We start from the raw sequence: 23114 nt of genomic DNA on the forward strand, positions 1-23114 counted from the left end.
TGACCGTCCATCACATCCTACAGCCTAAGCGCTTCCTCTGAGCCCGATAAAGGAGCGGCTATGTCATTTCAATTCACCATAAAAGTCGAGCATCGCGTGAAAATAAGAAATCCTTGTCAAGACATCTCGATGAAATGTATACCTATATTGAAAATAACCGCCTGATGATCCCGAATTATGGTGAAAAAACAGCAAATGCAGTGGAGCCAACAAGGTGCGCATTACTTACTTCAGACACGCACAGCCGTACTGAATGATGATTTGAAAACCCAATTTGGGCATTGGTATCCGGGCATAAAATTAGGTGACGAAGCGGAGCATTCTTGGGCAGAAAAGATGGCTGCATCAATGCCCAACGGTTTTTTATGGTCTCCAGATAGTCCTCAAGACCACGCGAAAGACATAATCTCATTAGTCGATAAATGTAAATAATATCAAGGCCGTCAAACGGTGGCCTTTTTATCGAAGTCTTACATCTTAATAATAGGAAAGTAGATATGAGAAAATACAGTTTTAGAATTGTGGTAGGCGGAAAAAAAATCACTACCGACAATGATTTGTTTGATATATCTGATGCTTTGTATGAAGCAGGATGCAGTGATGCTCACCCAGCTGCATACAACGGTACATTGTACGTTAATTTTACACGTAACAGCGAAAGTTACGCTAATGCTGTCCTGTCCGCTATTACTAACATTGAGTCAGTTTCAGGGTTAATGTGTCTGTCGGTCGATATTGGAGATATCGTCAGCTTAAGTGATACGGCTGAATTGTCTGGCACAACCAAAGCGGCATTATCCTGATACAGTAGGGGAAGCAGAGGAGCTGGTGATTTTCCAACGCCTCTTTTACGTGTAGACAGTAGTCGTCCGTTATGGTCCTGGACTGATGTTGCTGAGTGGCTCGCCAAAAACAAAATCATCGACAATGAGTTGGTAGAACAAGCCCGTATTACCGGCTCTATTAACACAGCACTATCCATTCGAAACACGAATTCAATGGATGTTGTATTTCAATTTATGAACGCATTAAACAATAACAATCTAAAGGCCGTCACAGTATAGGGGTTGTAAGCCGGAACCGTCCAAAATTTTGTCAGGTTAATTTGGAATAGTGACAGGGTAACTGCAATAGGCACTAATGCTCCAAGTTCCTACCGGAGTTTTTTGGAGTTGTTTGTTTTTCATCATCAACTTCCGTTAGCTATCGTTCGCTGTTCTGTTACGGGCCAACGTCCCATATAGGGGTAGTGATCGGGTAGCTGTGATAACCGCCAACTTTTTTATCACTTTAAAATTCATCTTTTTTAAGTACTAATCCAAATAATGGGTTCTCAATGTCCGGAATGGGGTGGTAAACTCGGACCCGAACCGCCGAAAACTCCGTTATCTGGTGATTAGCGATAATCGTTTATTTATTTATTTGTTTGTTATAACAATATTATTTTAAATGTTATTTTCTTTTAACCATTTTCTGATTCTCCCTCGGACATTGGCATAGGGGGAAAACGTATTGAGCTGTATCATTCGGCCTTTGGGCCATTTACCATACCAGGACATGTGGTAAAGCTCCTTATCTGACCGATTTGATATAGTTTCTACCAGTTCCGCCTTTACGGTCTCTAACCGCTCAAGTAACTCAGCCCAGTTGGAAGACTGATAATCCGTATAAAATTTTTGAGCAAGTAAACCGAGTTGATTCCATTTGAAACCCGTTTCGGGAAAATCTACAGATTCTCCCCTGTCATCCTGACACAACCATTTCAGGACCAGTTCATTCCAACCCAGCAAGTATGACACTAAATTGGCCGGACTTATTTGCGTTCCTACCACATGACCTCTCATTGAACATTCGTGAACCCGACTTTCGGGAACACGTGCAAGATCATCGGTCAGTCTTTTGAATGTCATGGAAATAACCGATAACAACTCGGTCTTTGACGTTGGTACAGCCATAAATTTTGCAACTCCTCCGGTTCATTCAAATCAGGGTTGAAAGGCGAAAATAGACACACTCATTGTTGAAAATCGGTTGTGCTGCTTATTTTTCAGGAACAATTCCCGTTAGTTATCATTTGTTATTCTGTTGCGGGTCAATGTCCGGTAAACCGTGGGCCTTGATACTGAAAACAATTCAGCCAAATCACTGATCGAATACTCGCCTGTGCCGTGCATCCGGCACAGTTCTTTCTGTTGCTTATGGGAGAGTTTGGGCTGTTTCCCGCGCAGTTTTCCTTTCGCCCGGGCGATCGCCATCCCTTCGCGTGTGCGCAAACGAATCAGGTCTCCTTCAAATTCCGCAAACGTGGCCACTACGTTGAAAAACATTTTGCCCATCGGGTCGGTCGGATCATAAATACTCTGGCCCAGTGCCAGTCTGACGCCTCTCGCTTGCAGTGAGTCGGCAATGTCACGCGCATCAGGCACGGAACGTGCCAGTCGGTCCAGTTTAGGGACGACCAGCGTATCACCGCGCCGCACTGCGGCCAAAGCCTGATCCAATCCGGGGCGCTGCCGGTTTGTTCCGGTCAGACCTTTATCAAGGTAAATCCGGTCCGGGGAAACGCCGAGTTTTAACAATACTTCCTGTTGGGCGGTCAGATCCTGCTTATCGGTAGAACAACGGGCATAGCCGATTAATATTCCAGTCATCAGTGTGTACGATTAGGGGGCTACAAAAGAGATTGCTATCGTACCACTTCTGTGAGACAACGGCAGCAGCGATTTATCGGGATTATCAACCTGTATTCTCACCGTCCGCAGAGCGATCCCCTTACGGACATTCATTTCCCGGAGTCAGCGCGATGACTCATCATACAAACAAAACCGCCAGTAAAGAAAGGTTGTCCGTATTAATCGAGGCTGAACAGGAGGCTTTGTATGGCTTGGCTGATTTTGATGACGCCCAACAGCAGGAATTTTTGTCGCTTTCAGCTAACGAGCTGGCGCTTGCCAGAAATCGGCCTAATTTATCTGCTCAGGTTTACTGTATTTTACAGATCGGTTATTTCAAAGCGAAACAGGCTTTTTTCCGATTTTCACCTGATGAGGTGGAAAATGATTACCATTTTGTCATGTATCGCTATTTTTGCGATACCCCTTGTAAACTCAAAATGATTACCGATCACGAATACTACACACAACGTAAATTGATAGCCCGGTTATTCGGTTATCGTTTGTGGGCCGGTGAATTTCTTCCCCAGCTTGTTATCCAAGCTGAACACCTTGCGCGCCGTGACATTACTCTCGGATTTATCGCTACAGAATTAATCTGCTGGCTGAATAACAACAAAATCGTTCGGCCCGGATACTCAACTTTCCAAAAAATCATCAGTAAAGCACTGGTTAATGAACGGCAGCGTCTGGCTGATATTTTATCCGACACATTACAGACAGAAACCCGGGAAGCGCTGGATGCGCTGTTGGTGAAAGAAGATGCATTATCGGAATTGACGGTCTTAAAACAGGATGCCAAGAATTTTCGCTGGCGGCAGATGCTTAAAGAACGGGAGAAAAGAACCCTGATAGCGCCGTTATATTGGGTTGCTAAATCGTTGTTACCCCGACTCGGTATATCACAACAAAACCTGTTGTACTTCGCCAGTCTGGCCTTGTTTTATACCATTTATGATCTGCGCAACCTGAAAAAAGAACAAACCTGGCTATACCTGCTGTGTTATGTCTGGCTACGTTACCGGCAACTGTCTGATAACCTGGTCAGTGCCCTTATCTGGCATATGAGGCAGACAGAAGAACGATGCAGTGCAGAAGCGAAAAAGAATTTTGAAGCCGCCCAGCTACGCCGCCAACAGGATAATCAAAAGTTGGGTCGTGTGCTCTCCTTGTTTGTTGATGATAATGTGCCCGATAACCTGTTTTTCGGTGATGTGCGTCAGCAAGCCTGGAAAATTATGCCCAGAGAGAGCCTGCAACAGGCAGCTTTACAAATGAGCAGCAAACCCGACAATAAACTGGCCCGCCACTGGAAAGCGGTAGATATTCAGGTAAGTCTCATTCGCCGTCATTTGCGGCCGTTGTTCTGTGCGCTGGATTTTTCCAGTGTGACGGCTGACTGTCCATGGTTAGCCGCGCTTGCCTGGGTTAAGGAAGTCTTCTCCCGGCAACAACGTTTAACTCAACGTCCGTTGGCGGAATGCCCAATAGCAACCCTGCCGAAACGACTGCGTGCGTGGTTGTTGATCCTGGATGAAAAAGGTCACCCTGTCGGATTACAGGCAGATCGTTACGAATTCTGGCTCTACCGACAACTCAGAAAGCGGTTTGAATCGGGGGAATTATATCTCGATGACAGTCTGCAACACCGGAATCTTTCTGACGAACTGGTTTCCATTGAAGATAAAGACGACATTCTGGATCACATGGACATTCCTTTTTTGCGTCATCCGATAGAGCAACAACTGGAGACCTTAACCAAGGAGCTGCATCTTCAGTGGATAGCATTCAACCGTGAACTTAACCAAGGAAAACTGCCCCATCTGGAGTTTGATAAAGGCACTCAAAAACTGAGCGGGCACAAGAGCGAGAGTACAGAAAAACCCGACAGCGGACAGGAGTTCTATACTCAGCTGCCTTTCAGTGAATTAACCGATGTATTTCGCTTTGTTAACCAACAATGCCAGTTTCTATCAGTCATGACTCCCATCCAGCCCCTTTATGCAAAAAAGAAGGAAGCTGATGCTGACAGTCTGATGGCCGTGATTGTGGCTCAGGCCATGAACCACGGTAACCGAACGTTAGCCCGAACCAGTGATATTTCCTACCATGTCTTGAATGAGGTCTATGCGCAATATCTGCGTCTGTCTTCGCTAAAATCCGCCACCGATTGTATCAGTAATGCTATCAAAGAGTTATCTGTGTTTCCTTATTACTCTCTGGAGCTGGGCACATTGTATGCCGCCGTTGACGGACAAAAATTCAGCGTTGAACATCCGATGATAAAGGCCCGCGGTTCAAAAAAATATTTTGGTCGCGGGAAAGGTGTAGTGGCTTATACCATGCTGTGTAACCATATTCCCCTGAATGGCTATCTTATCGGTGCGCATGAATACGAAGCCCATCACGTTTTTGATATCTGGTACAGAAATACCGCCGGGATTACACCCATGACGATCACCGGTGACATGCACAGCGTCAACAAGGCTAACTTTGCCATTCTGCATTGGTTTGGATTACGTTTTGAACCCCGTTTCACGTCAGTGGGAGAAATGCAGAAAGAACTCTATTGTGCTGATAACCCTGAGCAGTATAAAACGTGCCTGATACAGCCCGTAGGACAAATCAATCAAAAGGGCATTATTGATGAAAAATCCCATTTAGATCAGATAGTGGCCACGCTCGGATTCAAAGCAATAACACAAGGGGCTTTAATCCGTAAGTTGTGCACTTACACCACAAAAAATCCGACGAGGCAGGCCTTATTCGAGTTTGATAAGCTCATTCGTAGTCTTTATATTCTGCGCTATCTTCGAACCCCCCAAATTTCCAGAAACAGCCATCGTTCACAAAATCGGATTGAGTCTTATCACCAGTTACGCTCTGCCATTGCGCAGGTTGGCGGAAAAAAAGAACTGACAGGTCAGAATGACATTGAAATTGAGATCAGTAATCAGTGTGGTCGATTACTGGCCAGTGTGATCATTTATTACAACTCCGCGTTGTTATCACGGCTGATGCAAAAATTGGGAGACAGTCTGGGCGATATGGAAAAAGCGGGGAGACTTATCAGTAAAATATCTCCTGTGGCATGGCAACATATTTTGCTGAATGGTCATTATACCTTTAATAGTGAAGGGAAAAAGATTGATCTGGATGCGATTCTCGAAGGCTTGAAAGTAATCTGACAAAATTATGGACGATTCCGGCTTACAATCCCAGTATAGTGAACAAAAAGCCTTGAAAATGATAAGTCTCACTATTTTGTTTGGCCATCTTAATGATGGCCTTTTTTCTTATATGCTGATTAATGCAAATTCATAACTGTCATTTTCAGAAGCTATATGTACTAAACGCTATCATACGCGATATTCATGTACGCCAAAACCCAGAACTACAGAGGATGATTGCTAATATAGCTCTCACAATCGAGTTCAGACGATTTTTGACATTCCGTACAATCTCTTCTTAAAATGACAATTGTATAATAAAAAGAAATTGAAATTTCTATTTCATTATATTTTTCTGTTATATAGAAACTTGCCCTCAATTATTGATAATTCCCAAATTTGGATATGACTAATGGATGATGATTTAACTCACTTAATACGCGCTTTTATCTTGGATGAAAACAAATCTTTAGAGATTGATGAACAGGGCGGAATTTGGCCAAGAAACCATCATCATATAAAACCTTATGCAGCAAGATTGTCTAAAAGGCTAACCCCAGAAGAACGGGTATTATTTTATTTTCATTATATGCGCGTGCAAGGCACTGTTCCCGCCGTTGCGACACCAGAAATTCCCTTGCTACTTGAAGCCTATCGAAAATGGTTGCCCCTGATTGATCAATATGGAGCAGGCTTGGCAAAACGCCATGTCATGCTGTTTATTTTTGGGTTTGATGATACTGGTGTTTTATCGGTCGGGGAGCTGGCAACTGCGGCGGATTTAAAAACCCGTTTAAAGACGTTACACCAAATTCAACGGTATACCCGGCTGGTTTCGCAGCGTGATAAAAAAATGCGTTTTCAACCTTTTACAGCGCAATCTTTCTATTTATTGGAAATATTACGTCATCTTCAATATCAACATGATCATGATCCGAGGTCTAGTAAAAACTACAATACAACAAACCTGACATTTTGGGGGATGGTGCTGATTGTTCTGTTAAATAAAGCCACCCGTACCCATCTTGTCCGCGATATGCTCGAAGGAACTTATTCTATTCCGGACAGGGAACACCATTTAAGTATTCTCAATGATACGGTTTTATGTATTTTACCTGAATGTGAACCTGATGAGACGGATTTTATCAACCTTGCCGAACGCCTTGCATTTATCGAAAAAACACGGCGTGAAGCAACAGAAAGTGTCGCTTTAGCAACGTCATTGAATTTACCATTCGCAAGTGATCAATATTGGGAAATTGAAATCTATATTCCCCAACTTGATGACGCGTTAGAGGGCTTTATTCAGCCCAGTCTTTATCTTCGCATACAACCTGATCCTGATTATGAATGGAATATTGAACTGAGTCATTCTCCATTAGGCCGATTTTGCGAATGGAGCGGTAAAATTACACAAAATGATCTTAAACTTACTGGACTCGGCAAAGGTAATCTTGCCGATTTACCCAAATGGCTTCATCGACTTCACAAAGAATACAAAATTACTTTGAATTTATCTAAAGCTGAAATTTATACAAGCGGGAAACGCTCGACTGTTAAACTTATTAAAGAGTGGTTAAATTCGATGTCTTAGCCTAAAAACTGTAAATTATTTTGTACCGTTGCCATGATTTTATCATTAAAATTAGGCAATGGTGCAAAATTTAGTCTGCTACCTAAACAGAATGAATCATCTATATATTCATTTTATTAGCTAGCCTCCTATAGAAGCAGCTCTTTACCTTTTTAGCGACGTTATAAGTCGTTGATGAATTATTTAAGTACCAATTAGATATCTAATAAGTATTTATTGAATGCCTGCATCCAAGTTAGTAGATAATTGGTATCGGAGGTAACAATCTTCGTATTATTGTATACATCAAATTTGAAACTCAGAAACATGTTTATAAAACACATAGTGACTCACAAAGATTATGACCGGCTCACTGATCACTACCGGAGAAATCCAGAATGATGTCTGTAAACAATTATGAGAACTATGAGGTAGCGTTAAGCGCTACCGCAACCCTGATAAACGCCATTCCCTTGTTGGGCGGAAGCAATAGACGTGATGACTATGAACAAGCACTTGAGATAGTAGAGCAGTTGCTCGATACTGATGATGAAAACCCGCTTATTGACCTGCTGGCGAAAAAAATCGCTGATTATGAGAATACAGCGCCCGAATTCGCCGAATTTAACGCACACATTGCCGCTGTACCACAGGAGTTGGCGATGTTGAGAACCTTGATGGATCAGCACGGACTAGATCAAAGCAGTTTTAAAAATGAAATTGGCTCTTGCTCTTTGGTAAGCATGATTTTGAAAGGTGAACGTAAGCTAACGTTAGAACACATGAAAAACCTATCAAAACGCTTTAATCTGCCAGTATCAGCGTTTATCGATGAGAACGAATAACGTTTCTAGTGAAACTCGGATGAAATGCTATGTAGTAGTTCAGATATGATCTGAACTACTACAACTACTACAATTACAACTAATTCTGGTTAATAATCTTTATTGCTGAATACTATTCTGTAATTCATGCAAAGCAGCCACTTGTAAAAAGTGGCTACGATTCTTGTACAAATTGGGGCTTTCTTTAACCTGATCATCGATTTTTTTCGATAATAAATCAGGTAGAGTGACATTGAATTTTGTCGATTTGCCTAAGTATGGCTCGACATCAATTTCAACCACAGCCCACGCCCACCCTGTATATTCTTCATCTTTGAGCCAGTAATCCAGTGTCTTTGCTTCTGGGGGTAATTGGTTCATTTCGGCCAACAACTCTAAATGTCCAGTAATAGCTTCTTTAGCATTTTTTACTGCATCTTCCAATGAATCTCCAGCTGAAAAACAACCAGATATATCGGGCACAGCCACGCCATAAGCGTGGTTCTCGTCACCGATTTCAATCGCAATAGGATATAACACGTTATATTCCTCCAATATTTTAAAAAATTTGATTAGTGCAGATAAGGGGGCTTATAGCCCCGCTTGCTTCTGTATTTTTCTGAGCAATCCCACTTTAATTTCCTGCTTCGGGTGTGGGATTGTCAGTAGGTCGTCATGTTCAGGATGTTTAAAATGATGATGGCTTCCATTGATTCGCACCAGCACCCACCCTTTTTTCTCAACCTCTTTGATTAAATCTGCACTTCTCAAACCAACTCCTATCTGTTTAACTTGGCAATAATAATAACCCCAATAACCCCATAAGTCAAGATATAAATAACCCCAATAACCCCATAGAAATTTGAATGACTATTCAAATCAGCTCATTTGTTCACAACACAATGAAATTAAAAGTATTTATATTTGTAATTTAGGGAGATAAGTAGTGTTAGAAATTGGATTACTACAAATCATCAATGAAGGGAAAGTAGATTCAATAAGACATATATCCAGAGTTGTTCTTTCATATGATGCAAAATCATTTAGGCATGACTTTTTTGAATGCTTCAATTGCCATTTTATAGCGACTAATTTTATCTTCTGCGCTTTTTAATTCTTTTTGTAAACACAGAATGTCATCAGATTTTTGAAACGAAACCTCTTTATTTTCATATAATTCCAATATTCTACGCGCAAGGTTTTCGTCCCTAGTGTAGAAATAACCCTCTGGTACACCTAAATAATCTGCAATTTTGCATACAGTATCAAATGACGGTATGTAACGATCATTTTCATAGTGTGAAATTTTCACTCTGGCAGCATTTGTATCATCTAATCCCAATGCTTCTCCCAAAGTCTTTTGGGTTATCTTTCTTGATTTCCTAATTGAAATCAATCTCTTGCTTATCATTTTTCATATCAATCAAATTTATGTATTGACTAACTTTTACCATTGATACAGAATCCTCCGTAAGATAGAAATGCGAACCGTTCGAATTTATATCTAAGATCTTTAACTAAAATATCTATATCAATGACAACATCAGGGAATTATTTCACTAATTATTATTAGGATAGTAGTTCATCTATCAAAAAGATCCATGCTGTCTTCCCTCTGTTTTTGCAGAGGGCTTTCTATCTGTGGCTTATATTTTTATATATCTATGATGAGGGTAATATGAGTAGCGAATTCACTAAATATGATAATGAAAGTGTTTTTGAAGATACCATTTCAGATATTCTACTTAACCTACCGTGGAAATCTCATTCAGCTACAGAGCTAAAAAAAGAAATTTTCGCAATAATCGAGTCATATCAGGGTGTTCAGGGGGAGGTTAGAGCTGTGTGTATTTACTGGCTGTTATATGATGAATATATAGATGAAACGAAGAAAAAGCTCAAAGAGGACAGCAAAATTTATAATAAAATGGAAATTATGGCTCGTATGATTATTAACATAGCCATAGAAAGAATTGATACTAAAATTTCACTAGCAACAAAGCATTAAGCATTAAGCATTATCATATAGCCAATATTTCATTAGTTTATGATCCTGTATTCGCTTAATATAGTCAACTTTGTTTACATACGGGAATTGCTCATAATGCTCGATAACATCTACTATATCCTGGTTTTTCCCGAGGAAGTAAGCTTTCGTTTTTTCTTTATCTTCACCAAATATTGGCTCAATGTCCATTGAGCATCTTGCATCAAAAGTAGTTTCAAACTTGGTTCGATAAAATAGCAGGGAATCTTCTATATCCGCCATAGTCAGAAGCATGTATGACAACGCCTTCATAAGGTCTGTATAATAATCATAGATCGCACAGCTCTCAACTTCATGTTTCAATAAAAAACGGATAAGAGCCTTATGCTCAGTTGTAAAAACAGGATACAATTCTTGAATGATCCGTCTACGGTTATATCGATTAACATCTCCTCTTCCATAATAATCTTTTTTTCCATTATCCAAAACAATAAAGGGGGAAAGTATTTCTTCAGGAAGATTTAGGCAATCCTTAATTATATACTCATACATATTTGTTCCTTTTTTATTATTTTATCCTAAAGAGCGATTATATCGTTACAGGTAATCCCCCATAAAAAATAAGAAGATTACCCTTCCTATTATATTACAATCCTATTTCTATACTCAGATATACGTCACGAACGCGCTCATCGGTAATACCAATATACTTAAATGTCTCGGTAACACTGGAGTGATTAAATAGTTTCTGCAATACGTTAATATCCGTGCCGCGTTTATAAGCGTGATAGCCAAATGTTTTACGCAGTGAGTGGGTATTTAGACTGTAATCCAGTCCCAGACTATCTTTTACGTCAATAAGCTTGGTAGAAACCCACTGACGACTCACCGGCTTAAGATCACCTTTAACGCGATTCCCCTTAGCTTGAAACAGATAGGTATCACCCGGATTTTGTGCTTTTAGACGTTCAATGCATTGCATGGCGGTCCGATTCAGTGTTAAACGCTTAGGTTTCCCGGTCTTTTTCTCTTCCAGCTCGATATAACCAATATATTCGCCTTCAAGTTGTATCGTTTTGATATCGCCAAACTTCAGCTTCAGTAAATCACTTATACGCAGAGCCACATTACACCCCAGCATAACCAATTCGGCTTCTCGATGATTTCCCCATTTGTTTAAACGATTGTAGATAGCTTTTACGTCATCCAAGTCTTTGATGGGATCAACTTGTTTCACTCTTTTTTCCTTTGGTCGGGGATAATAAACTTAATTGCTATAACGAGAATATAATTAATTTATGTCAACCAATCAAGAGAAAAACAATAAAAAATTAGATATAACATGACATTATTAATTGCTATAAGATACTTAAAGCAATTAGATGGACAAAAAAAGCCCCGCATCCTTGCGAGGCTGACTCTCAATTACCCTGTGCCCTACATTCAGTGCAATACCGTATAAAATAACAACAACAACCAATAGGGATCGCAATGTTCGACTTTAAATGATGGTGAGAGCCAGCAGACAGTGTAAAAAAGTCACTTCTTACCGCACTCTCATATGTAACTAAAGGGAGCTACGCCATTTCAAACATGCAGTTGCATCTTAGTGCATCAACTAATCAGCAATCTACAACATAAAAATGTTGAAAAAACAAAGCCCACTATTAAGATGGGCTTTAGAGGGCTTAACGACTACCTATACTGAGAAAGTATTGAAAAGGGTATCAACTTTCACGGCGGATACTACAAACCGTAACTGGCTGATGCCACAATATTTTTATGTTTTTTCTCTCTATTAATCTAAAAAAACACATAGCAATTGTATGCAATTTATGTAATTAGGAACTTTGTTCCTATTTAATATATCTGATTATCTTTTACACAGGCTTATCCACTGAAATTGGGGATAACTTATTAAGCTCGTTTATAAAACTTAAAGAATTCATCTAATCGCTCAATTTCCAGCAACCCAACCTGAGCATACTCATTCATGCCATCCTCGATCCATTCACCACAGGCAGCCTGTATTGCCTGACGAACTTCTGGATAATCACCAGAATGACATTCAACGACCCGATTTGATTCAATAGCAGCTATCGCTTTATCCGCTGCACTGACTTCCATTTCACCCAACAACGCCATTGCGTTAGCTAATGCGCTATCCGATTGGCTATCACTCTGCTCACCAGCCGGAATATAATCCACTAACCAGAAGAACGCAGTTGCGTCAAAGATATCGGGTGACTTAATCCCTTCACTACGGAGCTGTTTTTTGGAAAAAATGCGCCAACGTCCTAATTCATCAAACTCGTAAGGAATTTTGACGAACTGCTTCTGTAGCTTCTTCTCAAACAGTTTGGAATCACCTTTACAGAGCTTGATTCGCCCATTGTCCAGTGCCTCTTTTAGCATGACACAGGCATAATCTTTTTCTTTCGGGAAACGTTGCTTCACTGAATTTGCGTGTGGCGGTCTACCCCAGTGGATACGAACAACATTCACGCCCAGTTTTTCGCATTCCTGAGCCGTTGTGAGTCCATATCCATCAGCATCTATACCCACAGTAATATTGGTATAACCTGCTGTTTCCTGATGGATAAAGCGAGCAAATTGAACACCGTCCATATCTGCCGGTGCCTCAATAGCCCTCACAACCTCAACCTGCCTTTCACTACCAAAACCACAAACTTTGCCTATCTTAAGCACGGAACTATCTCGACCTTCACCACCGGAAACGTCCGCAGTCGCCACCCAACCCCACTCATCGGCAAATTCAATAACAGCATTAAAACCCTTATCAACCATACTGCGGGAAATCAGGAAACCTGAAGCATTATCAGGGCAAATACCCAACACTCGGATTCCGTATTCAGGGCTATTAATTCCACCATATTCGATACGTTTTTCACGAATAAAACGCACATTTACAAATGGACTCAGTTCGCTATTCAGGGTTATAGATGTGTATAGCTCCTGTTCAGCCAGTTCTGTTTGTGAATCTGCAAAATGACCGGTTGGCCTAGTAAACTGACTGATTAGTAACATTTTGTTATTGTCTTCTGTCAATGCTCCTCGCAGAACTTCAAATGCACGGTCAGAAACCCCTGAAGCTTCATCGACAACAACCATATAGTCGCGCCGGTGTTGCCCAGCTAAACCTTCTTCATTACCTTTAGAGCAAGTCTTACCGAATATTTGCCAGACGCCTTTGTATCCCTTTGTATAGAAAGATTTAGCGGTAATAACAAAATACTGTTCAAGCCACGGCTGGCGCTGGCAAATTTTTACCCAAAGACGTTTTATGTACGAGAAAATTACGTTAGTGACCTGATCCAGCGAGTTCGCTGTCAACATACATAATGACTCTGGGTGAGTTATGATGAAATGTAGACACAATGCCGCTGTAAGATGGGATTTGCCTGTACCGTGCCCTGAAGCTACAGACACCCGTGCGCCGATCGGAGTCAGAGCATTGATCACTTCAATTTGCTGGAATGATGGCTCCATCCCAATGATGTCACAAATAAAGGCCAGTGGCTGACTGCGATAACTTGCTGCAAAGTCCAAATAGCGCGGATCCAATGTGATGGCAGCATGACCTTTTTTCTTATGCCTTTTTGCCATTAACGAGGTTCCTCTTCATTTAGTTCTTCCAGCTCAGCCATACGAGCTGCTAAAAATGCTTCAGAGCTTTGTTTATTACCCAGCTGAAGCTGTCGCTCGCGCTCTTCCACTAATTGCGGGGTCACAGCGCCTGTTGGCAAATCTGAATCGTCACCATCCCCTTCTCCTAATTCAAAACGAATTTGAGCAAGCAAATTAGGAGGAATGTCTAAACCGTTTGCACTCAACATGTGGCTCGCAGTTAATGCATCTATCTCATCGTTCAACAACTGATTAAACACAGTGGATTTGATTGCCAGTTGCTCACTGTATGTTAGTGTGCAACCCTGTAGCAGTTTATGACGCAAAGATTCCAGGTTCGCAATACGCCCCAGCCATCGGTCAATAACAGTGTCCCAGTCCACTCGCCTCATTTTTATATTTATAGTAGTACCCTGTGGGCCAAGATTGTCTTCAAATTCTTCAGCTCGCATGGCTGCATGATTGAAATATGATGCTTTATCACTATTACCTATACTCACCTCTGGTCTTAATTGTTCTTCAGCCGTTCGTTTTTCAATGTACTCTTGCTCACCTTTCAAACGAAAGGCTTCTGTTAATTTAGCTCTAGCCAGTGCCAATTCATGATCAATACCACCCGCCGCAGAAAGCGCTGACTCATAGGCTTCAGCCATTTCTTCTGATAAATGTTGTGTATATAAGCCGTGTTTTCTGGCATTAGAATTACCAACTTGCCCTCCCCTATTTCGTTTCGTACCAGACAAAGGTAATGATCGGCTGCTTTGGTGTGCCCGCTCCCCGATTAAGTGATCGCTACAATACTTAACTTGTTGTTTAAAATTGTTAATGTCAGTATTTTTGCGGCTTTTTCTTGATTTATTACGATCACTCAAACGATCACTATTAAGATCGCTTTTTCGATCACTATTGCAATGGTCGATAGGAGCATATCTAGACACTTCTATCTGACCTTTCCTGTACTGAGTAATAGCACGAGTCAGCGAACCAAGCGGGATACTCTCGTCCTTAGCAAAATCTTTATTTTTATACTTCGGGTTCTCCTTCTGGCGCTGAAATAACAGCGCCAGAAGACTTGACCAATCGTAGGTGGGCTTTCTAGCCATAGCTAACCTCTACTACTGCGCTGCTTCAGCAATACAATGATCACACTTTGCTAGTAATTCGTTTTCTTGCAGTAACCTTTCGTTAATCTTTTCTAAATTCTCTAATCGCTTACTCATTTCAGAGATTTTTCCTTCTAAATGAGCACGTTCCCGCTCCCACTCTCTACGCTCACTCGCTAATTGCTTCCCATACAAATCTTCGATAGATTTCACTCGCCTATCCAGATCTTCCTGCAACTGTTTCATGACTTTTTGCTGTAACTCCACGACGGACGTAGCCCCTTGAATCATTACTTCATCAGCGCGTTTTTCCTCAATGGCAGCCTTTGCATCATCCAGACGTTTTTCTTGGCGTTTCTTCATGAAACTCCAGAAACCAGCACCAAGACCAGCAGCCAGAACCGGGACTACATAGTCTTTAAAATCAGTTAACATCATCCTCTGATTCCTCGTTTTTTACCCATTCACGAAGAGAACGCTTATCGACATTACAGGATTTAATGACCATTTCACGTTCCACACTTTGAGCAATAACATCTTTATAGGTATTTCCCTTCAAGGGAGAATCAAGGCAATCCTTGAGCCATTCTTCTGGCGGATATTGTTTCTCTACAACTGTTTTAGTTACTGTGATTATCTTCGGTGATCCCACCGAGCAACCTGATAGCATAATTAGGTAGCCTAATGTGCATACAGCCAGATTCTTTACCTTCATGACTACTAACCTCCTTTTCAAGTTGCACTAATTTGGCGCGAAGATCGCCACTATTTTGGAAGAGTTCTTGCTCACGTTCTGAGGCTATCAACCGTTCTTTATTAAGCGTCTCCAGCATCTGCTCAATAAAATCGTCAGCTTCCTGTAAATCACTTTGAAACTGTGAATTAGCTTGTTTCAGCCGATCACCCTCCTCTGTTTTGATTTCTATTACGGACTCCAGATTGTTGATGCTGTAATACTGAGTACCAATGACACCCAGTAAAAATGCACCAATAAAACCACCTATTACAAATATTGGGTTCATCAGTTAATCCTCATTAACATCCAATACCGCCAAATACGCTCAACATACGTCATCGTTTCTCTGGAATGCTTACCAGTCACTTGTGGAAGACATCGGATAATTTCTTTGTAATGTGCAGAATTACCGCAAAGTTTTTGAGCTTTGATAATCCAGCCGCAACCCGCGTTATAGCAGGCCCAAGCAAGTGATAAACGATCAGACATTGGACGTGGGGATTGCCAGACGTTAAGCCTACTAGCTATATAATAAGCAGCAGCTTCGATATTGTGCTCAGGGCTATGTGCTGACACGCCTGCGAAACCAAGTTGAGCAGAAACATCAGCCCAAGTTTCAGGCATAAACTGCCCTAATCCCGCTGCGCCTACATAACTGACAGCTTTGGGATTGAGCAAGCTTTCTTGGTATAGCTGAGCCTTTAAAATTTCCATTCCATAGACTGCTTCATAGGTCGGAAGCCAGTGCTTAGCTGACTTCCTGATTTGAGCGTCATATGTGTCAGGAAAAGATATTGCCGATGAGGTAACAGGTACTACCAAACATAACGCACTGATAAATAGCAATAGAACGGTAATCACTCTTTTCTTTAGCTTTCTGAATCCAGTCATTTTTTACCCCATCACAACCAAAAATCATCTTACGCATCATAGTCATAACAATCAGAGCAAGGCATAGAAACATCAGTTTCATACCGATACCCGCCAGGGCAGTAAATCCCACCGTTGTGAGATTGATTGATTCAGGCATAAGCCCTCCAAATTTTTAATAAAAATACAGTGTTAGCTGAGTCTGTAGTTTGTTTCGATGAAGGGTTTCTCGCATCAACACATTTTTATCAATTCGCTCCGCTGATACCGTGAATCCTCCTACGTAATAGATTCACTAAAACAGCGCTACGGCTTGATCAATAAGGAATTGGGAAGGTATAGAGCGAAATAGAGATTGCGCGCCTGTCTCACTTTTTAATCTGAATATTTGGGGAAAATCAGACACAAAAAAACCAGTTATGAAACAGGCTTGTACGAAAAGCTCAACTGCAGAGTGTGAATTCTTCAGGGTACTCGACCAGCTAAATCGGTATTTTTATCCTTTCATTTTGAATAAGAAAAAACATTCATTAAAATAAAAAAGGATAGTTTATTAGACTGCGCTATGAAGCATAGCTTCCTTGCAAATTTTTGAGTGGAGTTTGAAGACAATGCAATATATCGTTACCAAAGATCATATAAGCGAATTTCCTGAACCAATCACTTTTTCTAAAGGTACAAAACTTATCATTGGGGAAAAATATGAAGGTGATGAAGGATGGGAAAATTGGTATTTTTGCAGCGTATCGGGGCAAAAATCCGGTTTTGTTCCAGCGCAATTCATTGAATGGATTGATGATGAAAACGGTATTGCACTGAAAGACTATACCGCCCACGAATTGAGTGTAAAAGAGGGGGAAACCGTTAGCGGCACGGAACGTTTGAATAGCTGGTTATGGAGTACCAGGGATTTAAATGGCGAATGTGGTTGGGTGCCTTTGGAGCACTTGAAACCAAAAGGATAATTGGACCCTTTTCAGCCATTGTAAACAAAGCGTCACTGATCCACATGAAATACCCTCACCAGAAAGGCGATGGCATGCAATAAAATGTCTGAGCCTTTACATCTAAGATTCGGCAGATTGATCCTGGCTAATGCGCAACAATACCTCAGAATTAAGCCAGCAATGGTAATCTTCTAAGGCTTCTTTCATTTTGTGTTCCACATGAGTATGGATATAGGTTTTATCAAGTTTACTAAGGGCGTGATTCAACAACATTTCTCCTACCATGTAATCGACACCAAGATCTGCCCACACGGTTCGGGCGACTTTTCGCAAATCATGGGCGCTCCACTTACCGGAAGAAAAACTCTTAATTTGAGTACTAGCAGTACTCGCTGACACACACTGACCACTGCGAACGCCATTAGGAAATAGAAACTGTCCGGTATATCCCTTCGCTTTTTGGGTTTCTCGATATAAATCCAGTAGAGCTTTAGAGACGGGAGTTAATGGCAAACGATGTGCTTGTTTGGTTTTTGTATGTTCAGCCGGTAGAAGCCAATAACTATCATCTATATGGGACCACTTAGCCTGTCTAGTCTCCCCGATACGGGTTCCAAACATTAGCATCATCAGGATAAGCATTCGGGTGCTATAATGGCAATCTACCAGAGAATAAAGAATGACAGGTATATCTGTTGCTCGAATTTGCGCATCTTTGGGATGAATTCGTTTCTGGATAAAATCGGTGAATTGCAGAGCTGATAGTGGATTAGTCTCTATGCGATTTTGCTTGAATGCCAGCTTAAATGCAGCCTTAAGAGCTGAAAAAATCAGACGCACATTTGATAAAGAGTATTCACTTTGAAGTGACCAGATAAGATTATCATCGACACAAGCATGGTTTAGCTCATTAATAGATTTGTTTCCCAACATAGGAATTAAATGTTTATTAATGACTGATTTCAAAGTTGCTTTACGTTTTTTGGAAAGTTCACGATCTGATAATGAACGTTCACGATACCAAGTCAGTAAATCTCCTACCTTCTGAAAACTGCCAATTTCCACTGTTGCATCAGTATTCATCGCCAACTCTAATAATATATGGGGCAGACGCTCTTTTATAACGTTCGTTGATACAGCTGGATATATGCCAAGCCGAATATAACTCTTTCCCTTCCTGAGCCACCAGGTGCCAGTTTCACCCCCTTTATGCGGGCGCAATAAGATCGTAGGGCGCGATGATACCTTGATTTCACAACCCTTAGCTGTTTTCAGTGCTCTCTTGATGGATGATTCAGAAAAACTGGTTATGAGTGTCTGCATTGGGTATTCCAATCAACTGAATTTCAGTTTTCTTCATTTATTCCTCAAAAAAATCCTGTACATTGTACAGCTTACAGTGTTTAAATATATATTGGCGTCGTTAAAGCAAAGGAAACTAACTTTTAGCGACGTTAACACCAAATTTTACATCTATCGACAACAGGAAAATGTTGATGACAACACTACAAAGACATGCAGATAGAGAAGGGAAAAACAAAATGATCGTGCTGTCAGCGTACTTTCAAGGCAATTCAGCCAAGAATTTGACTCGACACCAATTCGCGGACTTCCACGCTGATGCTCAGCGGCTGGCTGACGATATCGGTTGTGAATTTAACCTGACAGGTAAGAAAACTAATGGAGATGAATTCAGGCTTAGGATTAAACCGCAGTTTTGAAGGATTGGCGTATCGCCCCGACCAAAGATTGATACGCCGTAATTTACACATCACACAAGAAGAAGGATTCCTACAATGAACAAACAACAGTTATCCAGGTTGGAACGCTCAGAGCGCCTATTATCTATCCACTGCTATTTAATGCGTAAACCTGTCCCTTATTCTATTCGGCTAAAAAGAGCACTGCAAGCAAAGTTAATACGTATCGACCAGAAATTAAGCCTTTATATCGACAAATTTTGGCAATTTTTAAACAGTTCGATGCAACCGTGAATATCACCGATTAAAAAGTTTTGTTTTGAGGATTCAAAGGAAGAGCCTATGACCATTGAAAAAAATACCGTAGCAGCAGTTCTACAGTCAGCATTAAATCCAGCTCGTTATCAACTTGGCATTGCCGCTAATAAGACCGAGGGTATTGCTCATACTTCTGTTAATGCAGCAATCACTATTGTCGATCAATTAGAAGCACTTGTTATCGAACAATATAACATTGAAATAGATGAATTTAATGAGTTATGTGATGCACTTGAAACTAGCCAGCTCCAACTTGCAAACACAGAAAAAGATTTAAACGCTTTTCGTACTAACTTTACAGAGTTAGAGCTTCAGGCTCAAAAATCGATTTCTGAAGCTGAACGAGAAAAAGCTAAGGCCAAAATTTCACAGGCTAATGTTAAAGATAAAATGGAAGAACTTAAACGCCTCCAGAACATGAAACCAGAAGACATGAGGCAACGCATTGCTGATCAGCGTAAAAAGCTTGATGAAAAGCAAAAGTTATTAGAGCAACAACGCATTGCAATTAGTGAACTAAAAAAACAGGTCGTTGACGCTGAAACTAAGAAAAGTGTCATGATACAGACAAATATCCAATTAGCAGAAGAAGCCAAAGAAATGCGTTCTCACCTCATGCATCAAGATGGAGATATAATCAAAAAAGAATTCTCTGGTACCGATAATAACCTCAAATGTTATATCCACGTTTTTGAATATGGCTTGTCGTTCCGACCAGGCTCAGCCGATATCAAAATCATTAATGATCTTAACTGGCATTTTGAAGTAAAGAGCAATTATGGACTTAGCCTTACAATTTCCGTAACTGAATGGTTGCAACCATTCTACCCACCATGTGACTACCTAGCCGATCGCTGGCCGACTGATATTCATGACGCATTGCATGATCTTATCGTTGATCGTGTTGAACTAACACATCCACATCTCATTGAGCGTATGGAATGGGCCAAAGAGAACTATTTAGAAGAAGCAGACTTAGATCCTAAACACGTTGAGATCCTGAATAATGCTGGCTTTCAAAGCTTATATAGTGTTTTACACGTTCCACCTCATCGACTGCTTACTATCATAAAGGATAATAATAAAGAGGCTGCAAAAAGTTTCGGGGAAGCAGCAGTCAAGCAATTGTATGCCAAACTGGAAAAAACAGTTAAGCAATGGCAACAACAAAATGAAAATTGGAATGGGACAAACAGAAAAATCACATTAGAGGCTACTTAATTATCTTTTCGTAGCAAATATCATTCGAAGGCGGGAAACCGCCTTTAAAAAACCATATCCTGTACTTTGTACCGTCTGAATGTTATTTTCTATGAAATATTTCATGGAATAATCGTATGTCCAATAACGAAAAACTCAAGATAATTCAAAAACATTTTAAGTTAAAAGCTGCTCAAGTAGCTAGTATTTGCTACAAAACCAGTGTTAACACTGTTTGGGCTTGGCGCACTAACCCTGATAGCGTTCGATTCCGAACCATGAATGATGGTGAATATGCTTTATTGGTAGATTGGCTAGTAAAAAATGATCATATCACTGAGATTTCAGAGTTAGACAAAATGTTTTAAATAAATACTAACTAAGTATATAAGGAGTATCATATAAATACTTCTTATATACCCAATCAGCATCTAAATTCCAAAAATACAAATCTTTCATTTGAAATCGCCGTGTGACTATATAAATTGACTACGAGCACAGCTGTTTTTAGCTACGAGCCGCTACAGCGACTAAATCAATCTCCTCATTATCCAATTGTCGTATCAGCGTTCCAAGATCGGAAGCTGGAATGAGCTCCCCCGATGAAGATAACCTGATTGAACCTGCTGCAATTGTAGGAAGTTTCGTCAGTTCTTTGGCCCATACCGCCAAATTGCGTTCTGAACCCCGAAAAGCCGGTTGATCAACATGAATATCCGATGCATGTAACAAGGTTGTACCTGCTTGAACAATCGGATCAAGCAGCAGCTCCAGGTCTTGCGGACGGATTGCAATGGCTGTATTGCTGGCACCTAATTTCCATTGCGAAAAGAGAAAATAGATCGGAAAGGTGCGGCTGGTCACCTTACGCACGGCAGCTATGATCTGTGCCGCGAATTGAGCACGATTACGTATGGTTCCGCCCCACATATCTTCGCGGCGATTTGTGTATGCCCATAGGAATTGGTCTATCAAATATCCATGTGCGCCATGAATCTCTACACCATCAAATCCGACTGATTGGGCAAAGCGAGCTACCTCAGAAAAAGAAGCAATAATTGTGTCAATATCATCAAGCGTCATGGAATTACCGTATAACCCCCTTATTGCTGAAAAACCCGATGGGCTCCAGGCCAATGAAGGATTGAGCCGTCCTTCATCGTCAGCACCTTGATGGAACAATTGGGCAAAAATCACGCCATTAGTATTATGTACGGCCTTAACTATTTCCGAAAAACCTAATTTAGAACCCGACTCTAAGCGAGGTACATTTAGTTTCTCTCCAGCAGATGGATGATTGATATAGATTGCTTCTGTAATAACCAGACCAACCCCACCGTTGGTTGTATACTGGCAATAGTGTTCTGCCATCTCTTTTCCAGATACACAGCCGAGCGAGCGTTCTTGCGCTATAACAAGACGATTTCGCAATGTTAAAGAACCCAAATCAAATGGTTTGAATAACGAGTTCATTGCTTCTCCTCTCTGTCAGCAGTTACTTTAAAAAGCCCTCAAATAGCTTTCTAAGCGCTTTAAATCGTTTATTCACCAAAACCATAACTTCTATCTTAAAAACCTTCAGAGTGTGATTGAAGAAACATAAACGTTTATTTGAACTAACAATCCCTTATTAACCTTCTCTTATTGTGAGAAAGTGGAGATTACACACTTCGTGTTTTCAAAAGGAAAATCTTTATTATTTTTTTTATTTAGAGAGCTATTAAGGCTATAAGATGGATATAGAATGGTTACATATGGTTATAAAATGATTGTTATTAGAAAAAAACGTCCATGAAAAATTAATAACATTTTGTTTTACATTATATTTTTAAAATTATGGTATCTCAATTTATGTTTTTTCGGTATCTCTATTTATGCATACAGGTATCTCAATGTATGCATATTGGCATCTCAATTTATGCATGATAGTATCTCTGTTTATGCATTTAGGTATCTCTATTTATGCATTTTTTTATCAAAAAAATACTGTATAAACACAAGTTATGCCACTGTATATTAACAACTATTCCACAGATCGACAGTGTGAAATAAATACAACTTTTGAAGACATAAGATAGCAAGATCTAAAGGAAAGCTCTTTCACCTAGTAAATATATGCTCCTAAAACAACTACATCAAAAATATTCATCCGCCTCTAAATAACTTTTCATAATAGTGGGACACTCGATTTACTTTCTCTGAAAGAGTCTATTTGCATATTTTTTCAAGAATTTTTTCACATTACTGAGCAGTTGCCACATATACCGACAACAATGGTTACGTGTGACTGTTTCATGTAACGTGTGCCATAAGTATTCTATTTTGTTCAACCAAGGCGAGTAGACGGGCAGGAATAAGAGGATAAT

At 40.5% G+C, this 23114-nt stretch carries 26 protein-coding genes and 1 pseudogene; 10 read left to right on the forward strand and 17 right to left on the reverse strand.

The genetic code is table 11. The features are described from left to right. Window positions 1-101: 101 nt before the first annotated feature. Together AACX38_RS10005 and AACX38_RS10010 are read left to right on the forward strand one after the other, a co-directional pair. Window positions 102-345, forward strand: a pseudogene (locus tag AACX38_RS10005) (ISKra4 family transposase); the annotation flags it as partial. Window positions 346-497: 152 nt separating this feature from the next. Beyond that, window positions 498-803, forward strand: a complete 306-nt coding sequence (locus tag AACX38_RS10010) for a hypothetical protein (protein ID WP_228864144.1) — start codon at window positions 498-500, stop codon at window positions 801-803. A 642-nt stretch (window positions 804-1445) separates the two neighbouring features. On the opposite strand, the gene AACX38_RS10015 is transcribed toward AACX38_RS10010, so the two are convergent. Together AACX38_RS10015 and AACX38_RS10020 are read right to left on the reverse strand one after the other, a co-directional pair. Beyond that, window positions 1446-1955, reverse strand: coding sequence for a ClbS/DfsB family four-helix bundle protein (locus AACX38_RS10015; RefSeq protein WP_228864145.1), 510 nt, complete (start codon window positions 1953-1955; stop codon window positions 1446-1448). Window positions 1956-2063: 108 nt separating this feature from the next. Next, a complete protein-coding gene (locus tag AACX38_RS10020; protein ID WP_228864146.1) occupies window positions 2064-2651 on the reverse strand; it encodes a recombinase family protein in 588 nt (195 codons plus the stop codon). Between the two features lie 152 nt (window positions 2652-2803). On the opposite strand from AACX38_RS10020, the gene AACX38_RS10025 reads away from it, so the two are divergent. From AACX38_RS10025 to AACX38_RS10035, 3 genes are all read left to right on the forward strand, one after another. Further along, window positions 2804-5860 carry a Tn3 family transposase gene (locus AACX38_RS10025; protein WP_228864147.1) on the forward strand — a complete coding sequence of 1019 codons (3057 nt, stop codon included), beginning with the start codon at window positions 2804-2806 and terminating at the stop codon, window positions 5858-5860. A gap of 394 nt (window positions 5861-6254) precedes the next feature. Continuing rightward, window positions 6255-7436, forward strand: coding sequence for a hypothetical protein (locus tag AACX38_RS10030; RefSeq protein ID WP_228864148.1), 1182 nt, complete (start codon window positions 6255-6257; stop codon window positions 7434-7436). A 377-nt stretch (window positions 7437-7813) separates the two neighbouring features. Further along, window positions 7814-8260 (forward strand): helix-turn-helix domain-containing protein, encoded by a 447-nt coding sequence (locus tag AACX38_RS10035; protein WP_228864149.1) that lies wholly within the window; start codon window positions 7814-7816, stop codon window positions 8258-8260. A gap of 99 nt (window positions 8261-8359) precedes the next feature. Here the strand turns inward: AACX38_RS10035 and AACX38_RS10040 are convergent, their stop codons facing one another. The 3 genes from AACX38_RS10040 to AACX38_RS10050 all read right to left on the reverse strand — a co-directional run bounded on the left by AACX38_RS10040 (window position 8360) and on the right by AACX38_RS10050 (window position 9650). Beyond that, the gene (locus AACX38_RS10040; RefSeq protein ID WP_228864150.1) at window positions 8360-8779 is read right to left on the reverse strand and encodes a type II toxin-antitoxin system HicB family antitoxin; all 420 of its coding nucleotides are present in this window, start codon (window positions 8777-8779) and stop codon (window positions 8360-8362) included. Between the two features lie 51 nt (window positions 8780-8830). Further along, on the reverse strand, window positions 8831-9010 hold the full coding sequence (locus AACX38_RS10045; protein ID WP_228864151.1) for a type II toxin-antitoxin system HicA family toxin: 180 nt from the start codon (window positions 9008-9010) through the stop codon (window positions 8831-8833). Window positions 9011-9278: 268 nt separating this feature from the next. Continuing rightward, on the reverse strand, window positions 9279-9650 hold the full coding sequence (locus AACX38_RS10050; RefSeq protein ID WP_255712033.1) for a helix-turn-helix domain-containing protein: 372 nt from the start codon (window positions 9648-9650) through the stop codon (window positions 9279-9281). A 267-nt stretch (window positions 9651-9917) separates the two neighbouring features. Here AACX38_RS10050 and AACX38_RS10055 point away from each other — a divergent pair, with 267 nt between their 5' ends. Beyond that, on the forward strand, window positions 9918-10247 hold the full coding sequence (locus AACX38_RS10055; RefSeq protein WP_228864153.1) for a hypothetical protein: 330 nt from the start codon (window positions 9918-9920) through the stop codon (window positions 10245-10247). A gap of 3 nt (window positions 10248-10250) precedes the next feature. Here AACX38_RS10055 and AACX38_RS10060 read toward each other — a convergent pair whose 3' ends face one another. The 9 genes from AACX38_RS10060 to AACX38_RS10100 all read right to left on the reverse strand — a co-directional run bounded on the left by AACX38_RS10060 (window position 10251) and on the right by AACX38_RS10100 (window position 16743). After that, entirely contained in the window at window positions 10251-10778 is a 528-nt protein-coding gene (locus AACX38_RS10060; RefSeq protein ID WP_228864154.1) for a hypothetical protein, read from the reverse strand. Window positions 10779-10872: 94 nt separating this feature from the next. Further along, on the reverse strand, window positions 10873-11463 hold the full coding sequence (locus AACX38_RS10065; RefSeq protein ID WP_228864155.1) for a tyrosine-type recombinase/integrase: 591 nt from the start codon (window positions 11461-11463) through the stop codon (window positions 10873-10875). Window positions 11464-12143: 680 nt separating this feature from the next. After that, window positions 12144-13853 (reverse strand): terminase, encoded by a 1710-nt coding sequence (locus AACX38_RS10070; RefSeq protein WP_228864156.1) that lies wholly within the window; start codon window positions 13851-13853, stop codon window positions 12144-12146. Then, complete coding sequence (locus AACX38_RS10075) at window positions 13853-14977, reverse strand: hypothetical protein (protein ID WP_228864157.1); 1125 nt, start codon at window positions 14975-14977, stop codon at window positions 13853-13855. Before AACX38_RS10075 ends, AACX38_RS10070 begins: the two co-directional genes overlap by 1 nt. A 12-nt stretch (window positions 14978-14989) precedes the next feature. Beyond that, window positions 14990-15340 carry a hypothetical protein gene (locus AACX38_RS10080; protein WP_228864158.1) on the reverse strand — a complete coding sequence of 117 codons (351 nt, stop codon included), beginning with the start codon at window positions 15338-15340 and terminating at the stop codon, window positions 14990-14992. Between the two features lie 61 nt (window positions 15341-15401). Next, window positions 15402-15629, reverse strand: coding sequence for an Rz1-like lysis system protein LysC (gene lysC, locus AACX38_RS10085; RefSeq protein ID WP_228864159.1), 228 nt, complete (start codon window positions 15627-15629; stop codon window positions 15402-15404). Then, the gene (locus AACX38_RS10090; RefSeq protein ID WP_228864160.1) at window positions 15598-15999 is read right to left on the reverse strand and encodes a hypothetical protein; all 402 of its coding nucleotides are present in this window, start codon (window positions 15997-15999) and stop codon (window positions 15598-15600) included. Before AACX38_RS10090 ends, lysC begins: the two co-directional genes overlap by 32 nt. Next, window positions 15999-16427, reverse strand: a complete 429-nt coding sequence (locus AACX38_RS10095) for a transglycosylase SLT domain-containing protein (protein ID WP_228864161.1) — start codon at window positions 16425-16427, stop codon at window positions 15999-16001. Before AACX38_RS10095 ends, AACX38_RS10090 begins: the two co-directional genes overlap by 1 nt. Before the next feature lie 67 nt (window positions 16428-16494). Next, window positions 16495-16743: a hypothetical protein gene (locus tag AACX38_RS10100; RefSeq protein WP_228864162.1), complete on the reverse strand. Its 249-nt coding sequence runs from the start codon at window positions 16741-16743 to the stop codon at window positions 16495-16497. A 451-nt stretch (window positions 16744-17194) separates the two neighbouring features. On the opposite strand from AACX38_RS10100, the gene AACX38_RS10105 reads away from it, so the two are divergent. After that, window positions 17195-17548 (forward strand): SH3 domain-containing protein, encoded by a 354-nt coding sequence (locus tag AACX38_RS10105; RefSeq protein WP_228864163.1) that lies wholly within the window; start codon window positions 17195-17197, stop codon window positions 17546-17548. A 102-nt stretch (window positions 17549-17650) separates the two neighbouring features. On the opposite strand, the gene AACX38_RS10110 is transcribed toward AACX38_RS10105, so the two are convergent. Further along, complete coding sequence (locus AACX38_RS10110) at window positions 17651-18853, reverse strand: tyrosine-type recombinase/integrase (RefSeq protein ID WP_228864164.1); 1203 nt, start codon at window positions 18851-18853, stop codon at window positions 17651-17653. A gap of 173 nt (window positions 18854-19026) precedes the next feature. On the opposite strand from AACX38_RS10110, the gene AACX38_RS10115 reads away from it, so the two are divergent. The 3 genes from AACX38_RS10115 to AACX38_RS10125 all read left to right on the forward strand — a co-directional run bounded on the left by AACX38_RS10115 (window position 19027) and on the right by AACX38_RS10125 (window position 21116). Then, window positions 19027-19251 carry a hypothetical protein gene (locus AACX38_RS10115; protein WP_228864165.1) on the forward strand — a complete coding sequence of 75 codons (225 nt, stop codon included), beginning with the start codon at window positions 19027-19029 and terminating at the stop codon, window positions 19249-19251. 321 nt (window positions 19252-19572) lie between these two features. Further along, the gene (locus AACX38_RS10120) at window positions 19573-20769 is read left to right on the forward strand and encodes a hypothetical protein (protein WP_228864166.1); all 1197 of its coding nucleotides are present in this window, start codon (window positions 19573-19575) and stop codon (window positions 20767-20769) included. 116 nt (window positions 20770-20885) lie between these two features. Beyond that, window positions 20886-21116, forward strand: a complete 231-nt coding sequence (locus tag AACX38_RS10125) for a hypothetical protein (protein ID WP_228864167.1) — start codon at window positions 20886-20888, stop codon at window positions 21114-21116. Window positions 21117-21255: 139 nt separating this feature from the next. Here the strand turns inward: AACX38_RS10125 and AACX38_RS10130 are convergent, their stop codons facing one another. Further along, on the reverse strand, window positions 21256-22221 hold the full coding sequence (locus tag AACX38_RS10130) for an oxidoreductase (RefSeq protein WP_228864168.1): 966 nt from the start codon (window positions 22219-22221) through the stop codon (window positions 21256-21258). Between the two features lie 716 nt (window positions 22222-22937). Then, a partial coding sequence (locus AACX38_RS10135) for a transposase (RefSeq protein WP_228864170.1) occupies window positions 22938-23114 on the reverse strand: 177 nt, incomplete at its 5' end.

Source organism: Xenorhabdus sp. PB30.3, assembly GCF_963895965.1.
Lineage (GTDB): Bacteria > Pseudomonadota > Gammaproteobacteria > Enterobacterales > Enterobacteriaceae > Xenorhabdus > Xenorhabdus stockiae.

Bases quoted from the DNA above. Each gene is read 5' to 3' on its own strand.
- AACX38_RS10025 (WP_228864147.1), top strand. From the start codon at position 2,804: ATGACTCATCATACAAACAAAACCGCCAGTAAAGAAAGGTTGTCCGTA.
- AACX38_RS10030 (WP_228864148.1), top strand. From the start codon at position 6,255: ATGGATGATGATTTAACTCACTTAATACGCGCTTTTATCTTGGATGAA.
- AACX38_RS10035 (WP_228864149.1), top strand. From the start codon at position 7,814: ATGATGTCTGTAAACAATTATGAGAACTATGAGGTAGCGTTAAGCGCT.
- AACX38_RS10055 (WP_228864153.1), top strand. From the start codon at position 9,918: ATGAGTAGCGAATTCACTAAATATGATAATGAAAGTGTTTTTGAAGAT.
- AACX38_RS10015 (WP_228864145.1), bottom strand. From the start codon at position 1,955: ATGGCTGTACCAACGTCAAAGACCGAGTTGTTATCGGTTATTTCCATG.
- AACX38_RS10050 (WP_255712033.1), bottom strand. From the start codon at position 9,650: ATGATAAGCAAGAGATTGATTTCAATTAGGAAATCAAGAAAGATAACC.
- AACX38_RS10010 (WP_228864144.1), top strand. From the start codon at position 498: ATGAGAAAATACAGTTTTAGAATTGTGGTAGGCGGAAAAAAAATCACT.
- AACX38_RS10130 (WP_228864168.1), bottom strand. From the start codon at position 22,221: ATGAACTCGTTATTCAAACCATTTGATTTGGGTTCTTTAACATTGCGA.
- AACX38_RS10095 (WP_228864161.1), bottom strand. From the start codon at position 16,427: ATGGAAATTTTAAAGGCTCAGCTATACCAAGAAAGCTTGCTCAATCCC.
- AACX38_RS10075 (WP_228864157.1), bottom strand. From the start codon at position 14,977: ATGGCTAGAAAGCCCACCTACGATTGGTCAAGTCTTCTGGCGCTGTTA.
- AACX38_RS10110 (WP_228864164.1), bottom strand. From the start codon at position 18,853: ATGCAGACACTCATAACCAGTTTTTCTGAATCATCCATCAAGAGAGCA.
- AACX38_RS10125 (WP_228864167.1), top strand. From the start codon at position 20,886: ATGTCCAATAACGAAAAACTCAAGATAATTCAAAAACATTTTAAGTTA.
- AACX38_RS10100 (WP_228864162.1), bottom strand. From the start codon at position 16,743: ATGCCTGAATCAATCAATCTCACAACGGTGGGATTTACTGCCCTGGCG.
- AACX38_RS10120 (WP_228864166.1), top strand. From the start codon at position 19,573: ATGACCATTGAAAAAAATACCGTAGCAGCAGTTCTACAGTCAGCATTA.
- AACX38_RS10105 (WP_228864163.1), top strand. From the start codon at position 17,195: ATGCAATATATCGTTACCAAAGATCATATAAGCGAATTTCCTGAACCA.
- AACX38_RS10080 (WP_228864158.1), bottom strand. From the start codon at position 15,340: ATGAAGAAACGCCAAGAAAAACGTCTGGATGATGCAAAGGCTGCCATT.
- AACX38_RS10060 (WP_228864154.1), bottom strand. From the start codon at position 10,778: ATGTATGAGTATATAATTAAGGATTGCCTAAATCTTCCTGAAGAAATA.
- AACX38_RS10115 (WP_228864165.1), top strand. From the start codon at position 19,027: ATGACAACACTACAAAGACATGCAGATAGAGAAGGGAAAAACAAAATG.
- AACX38_RS10090 (WP_228864160.1), bottom strand. From the start codon at position 15,999: ATGAACCCAATATTTGTAATAGGTGGTTTTATTGGTGCATTTTTACTG.
- AACX38_RS10070 (WP_228864156.1), bottom strand. From the start codon at position 13,853: ATGGCAAAAAGGCATAAGAAAAAAGGTCATGCTGCCATCACATTGGAT.
- AACX38_RS10020 (WP_228864146.1), bottom strand. From the start codon at position 2,651: ATGACTGGAATATTAATCGGCTATGCCCGTTGTTCTACCGATAAGCAG.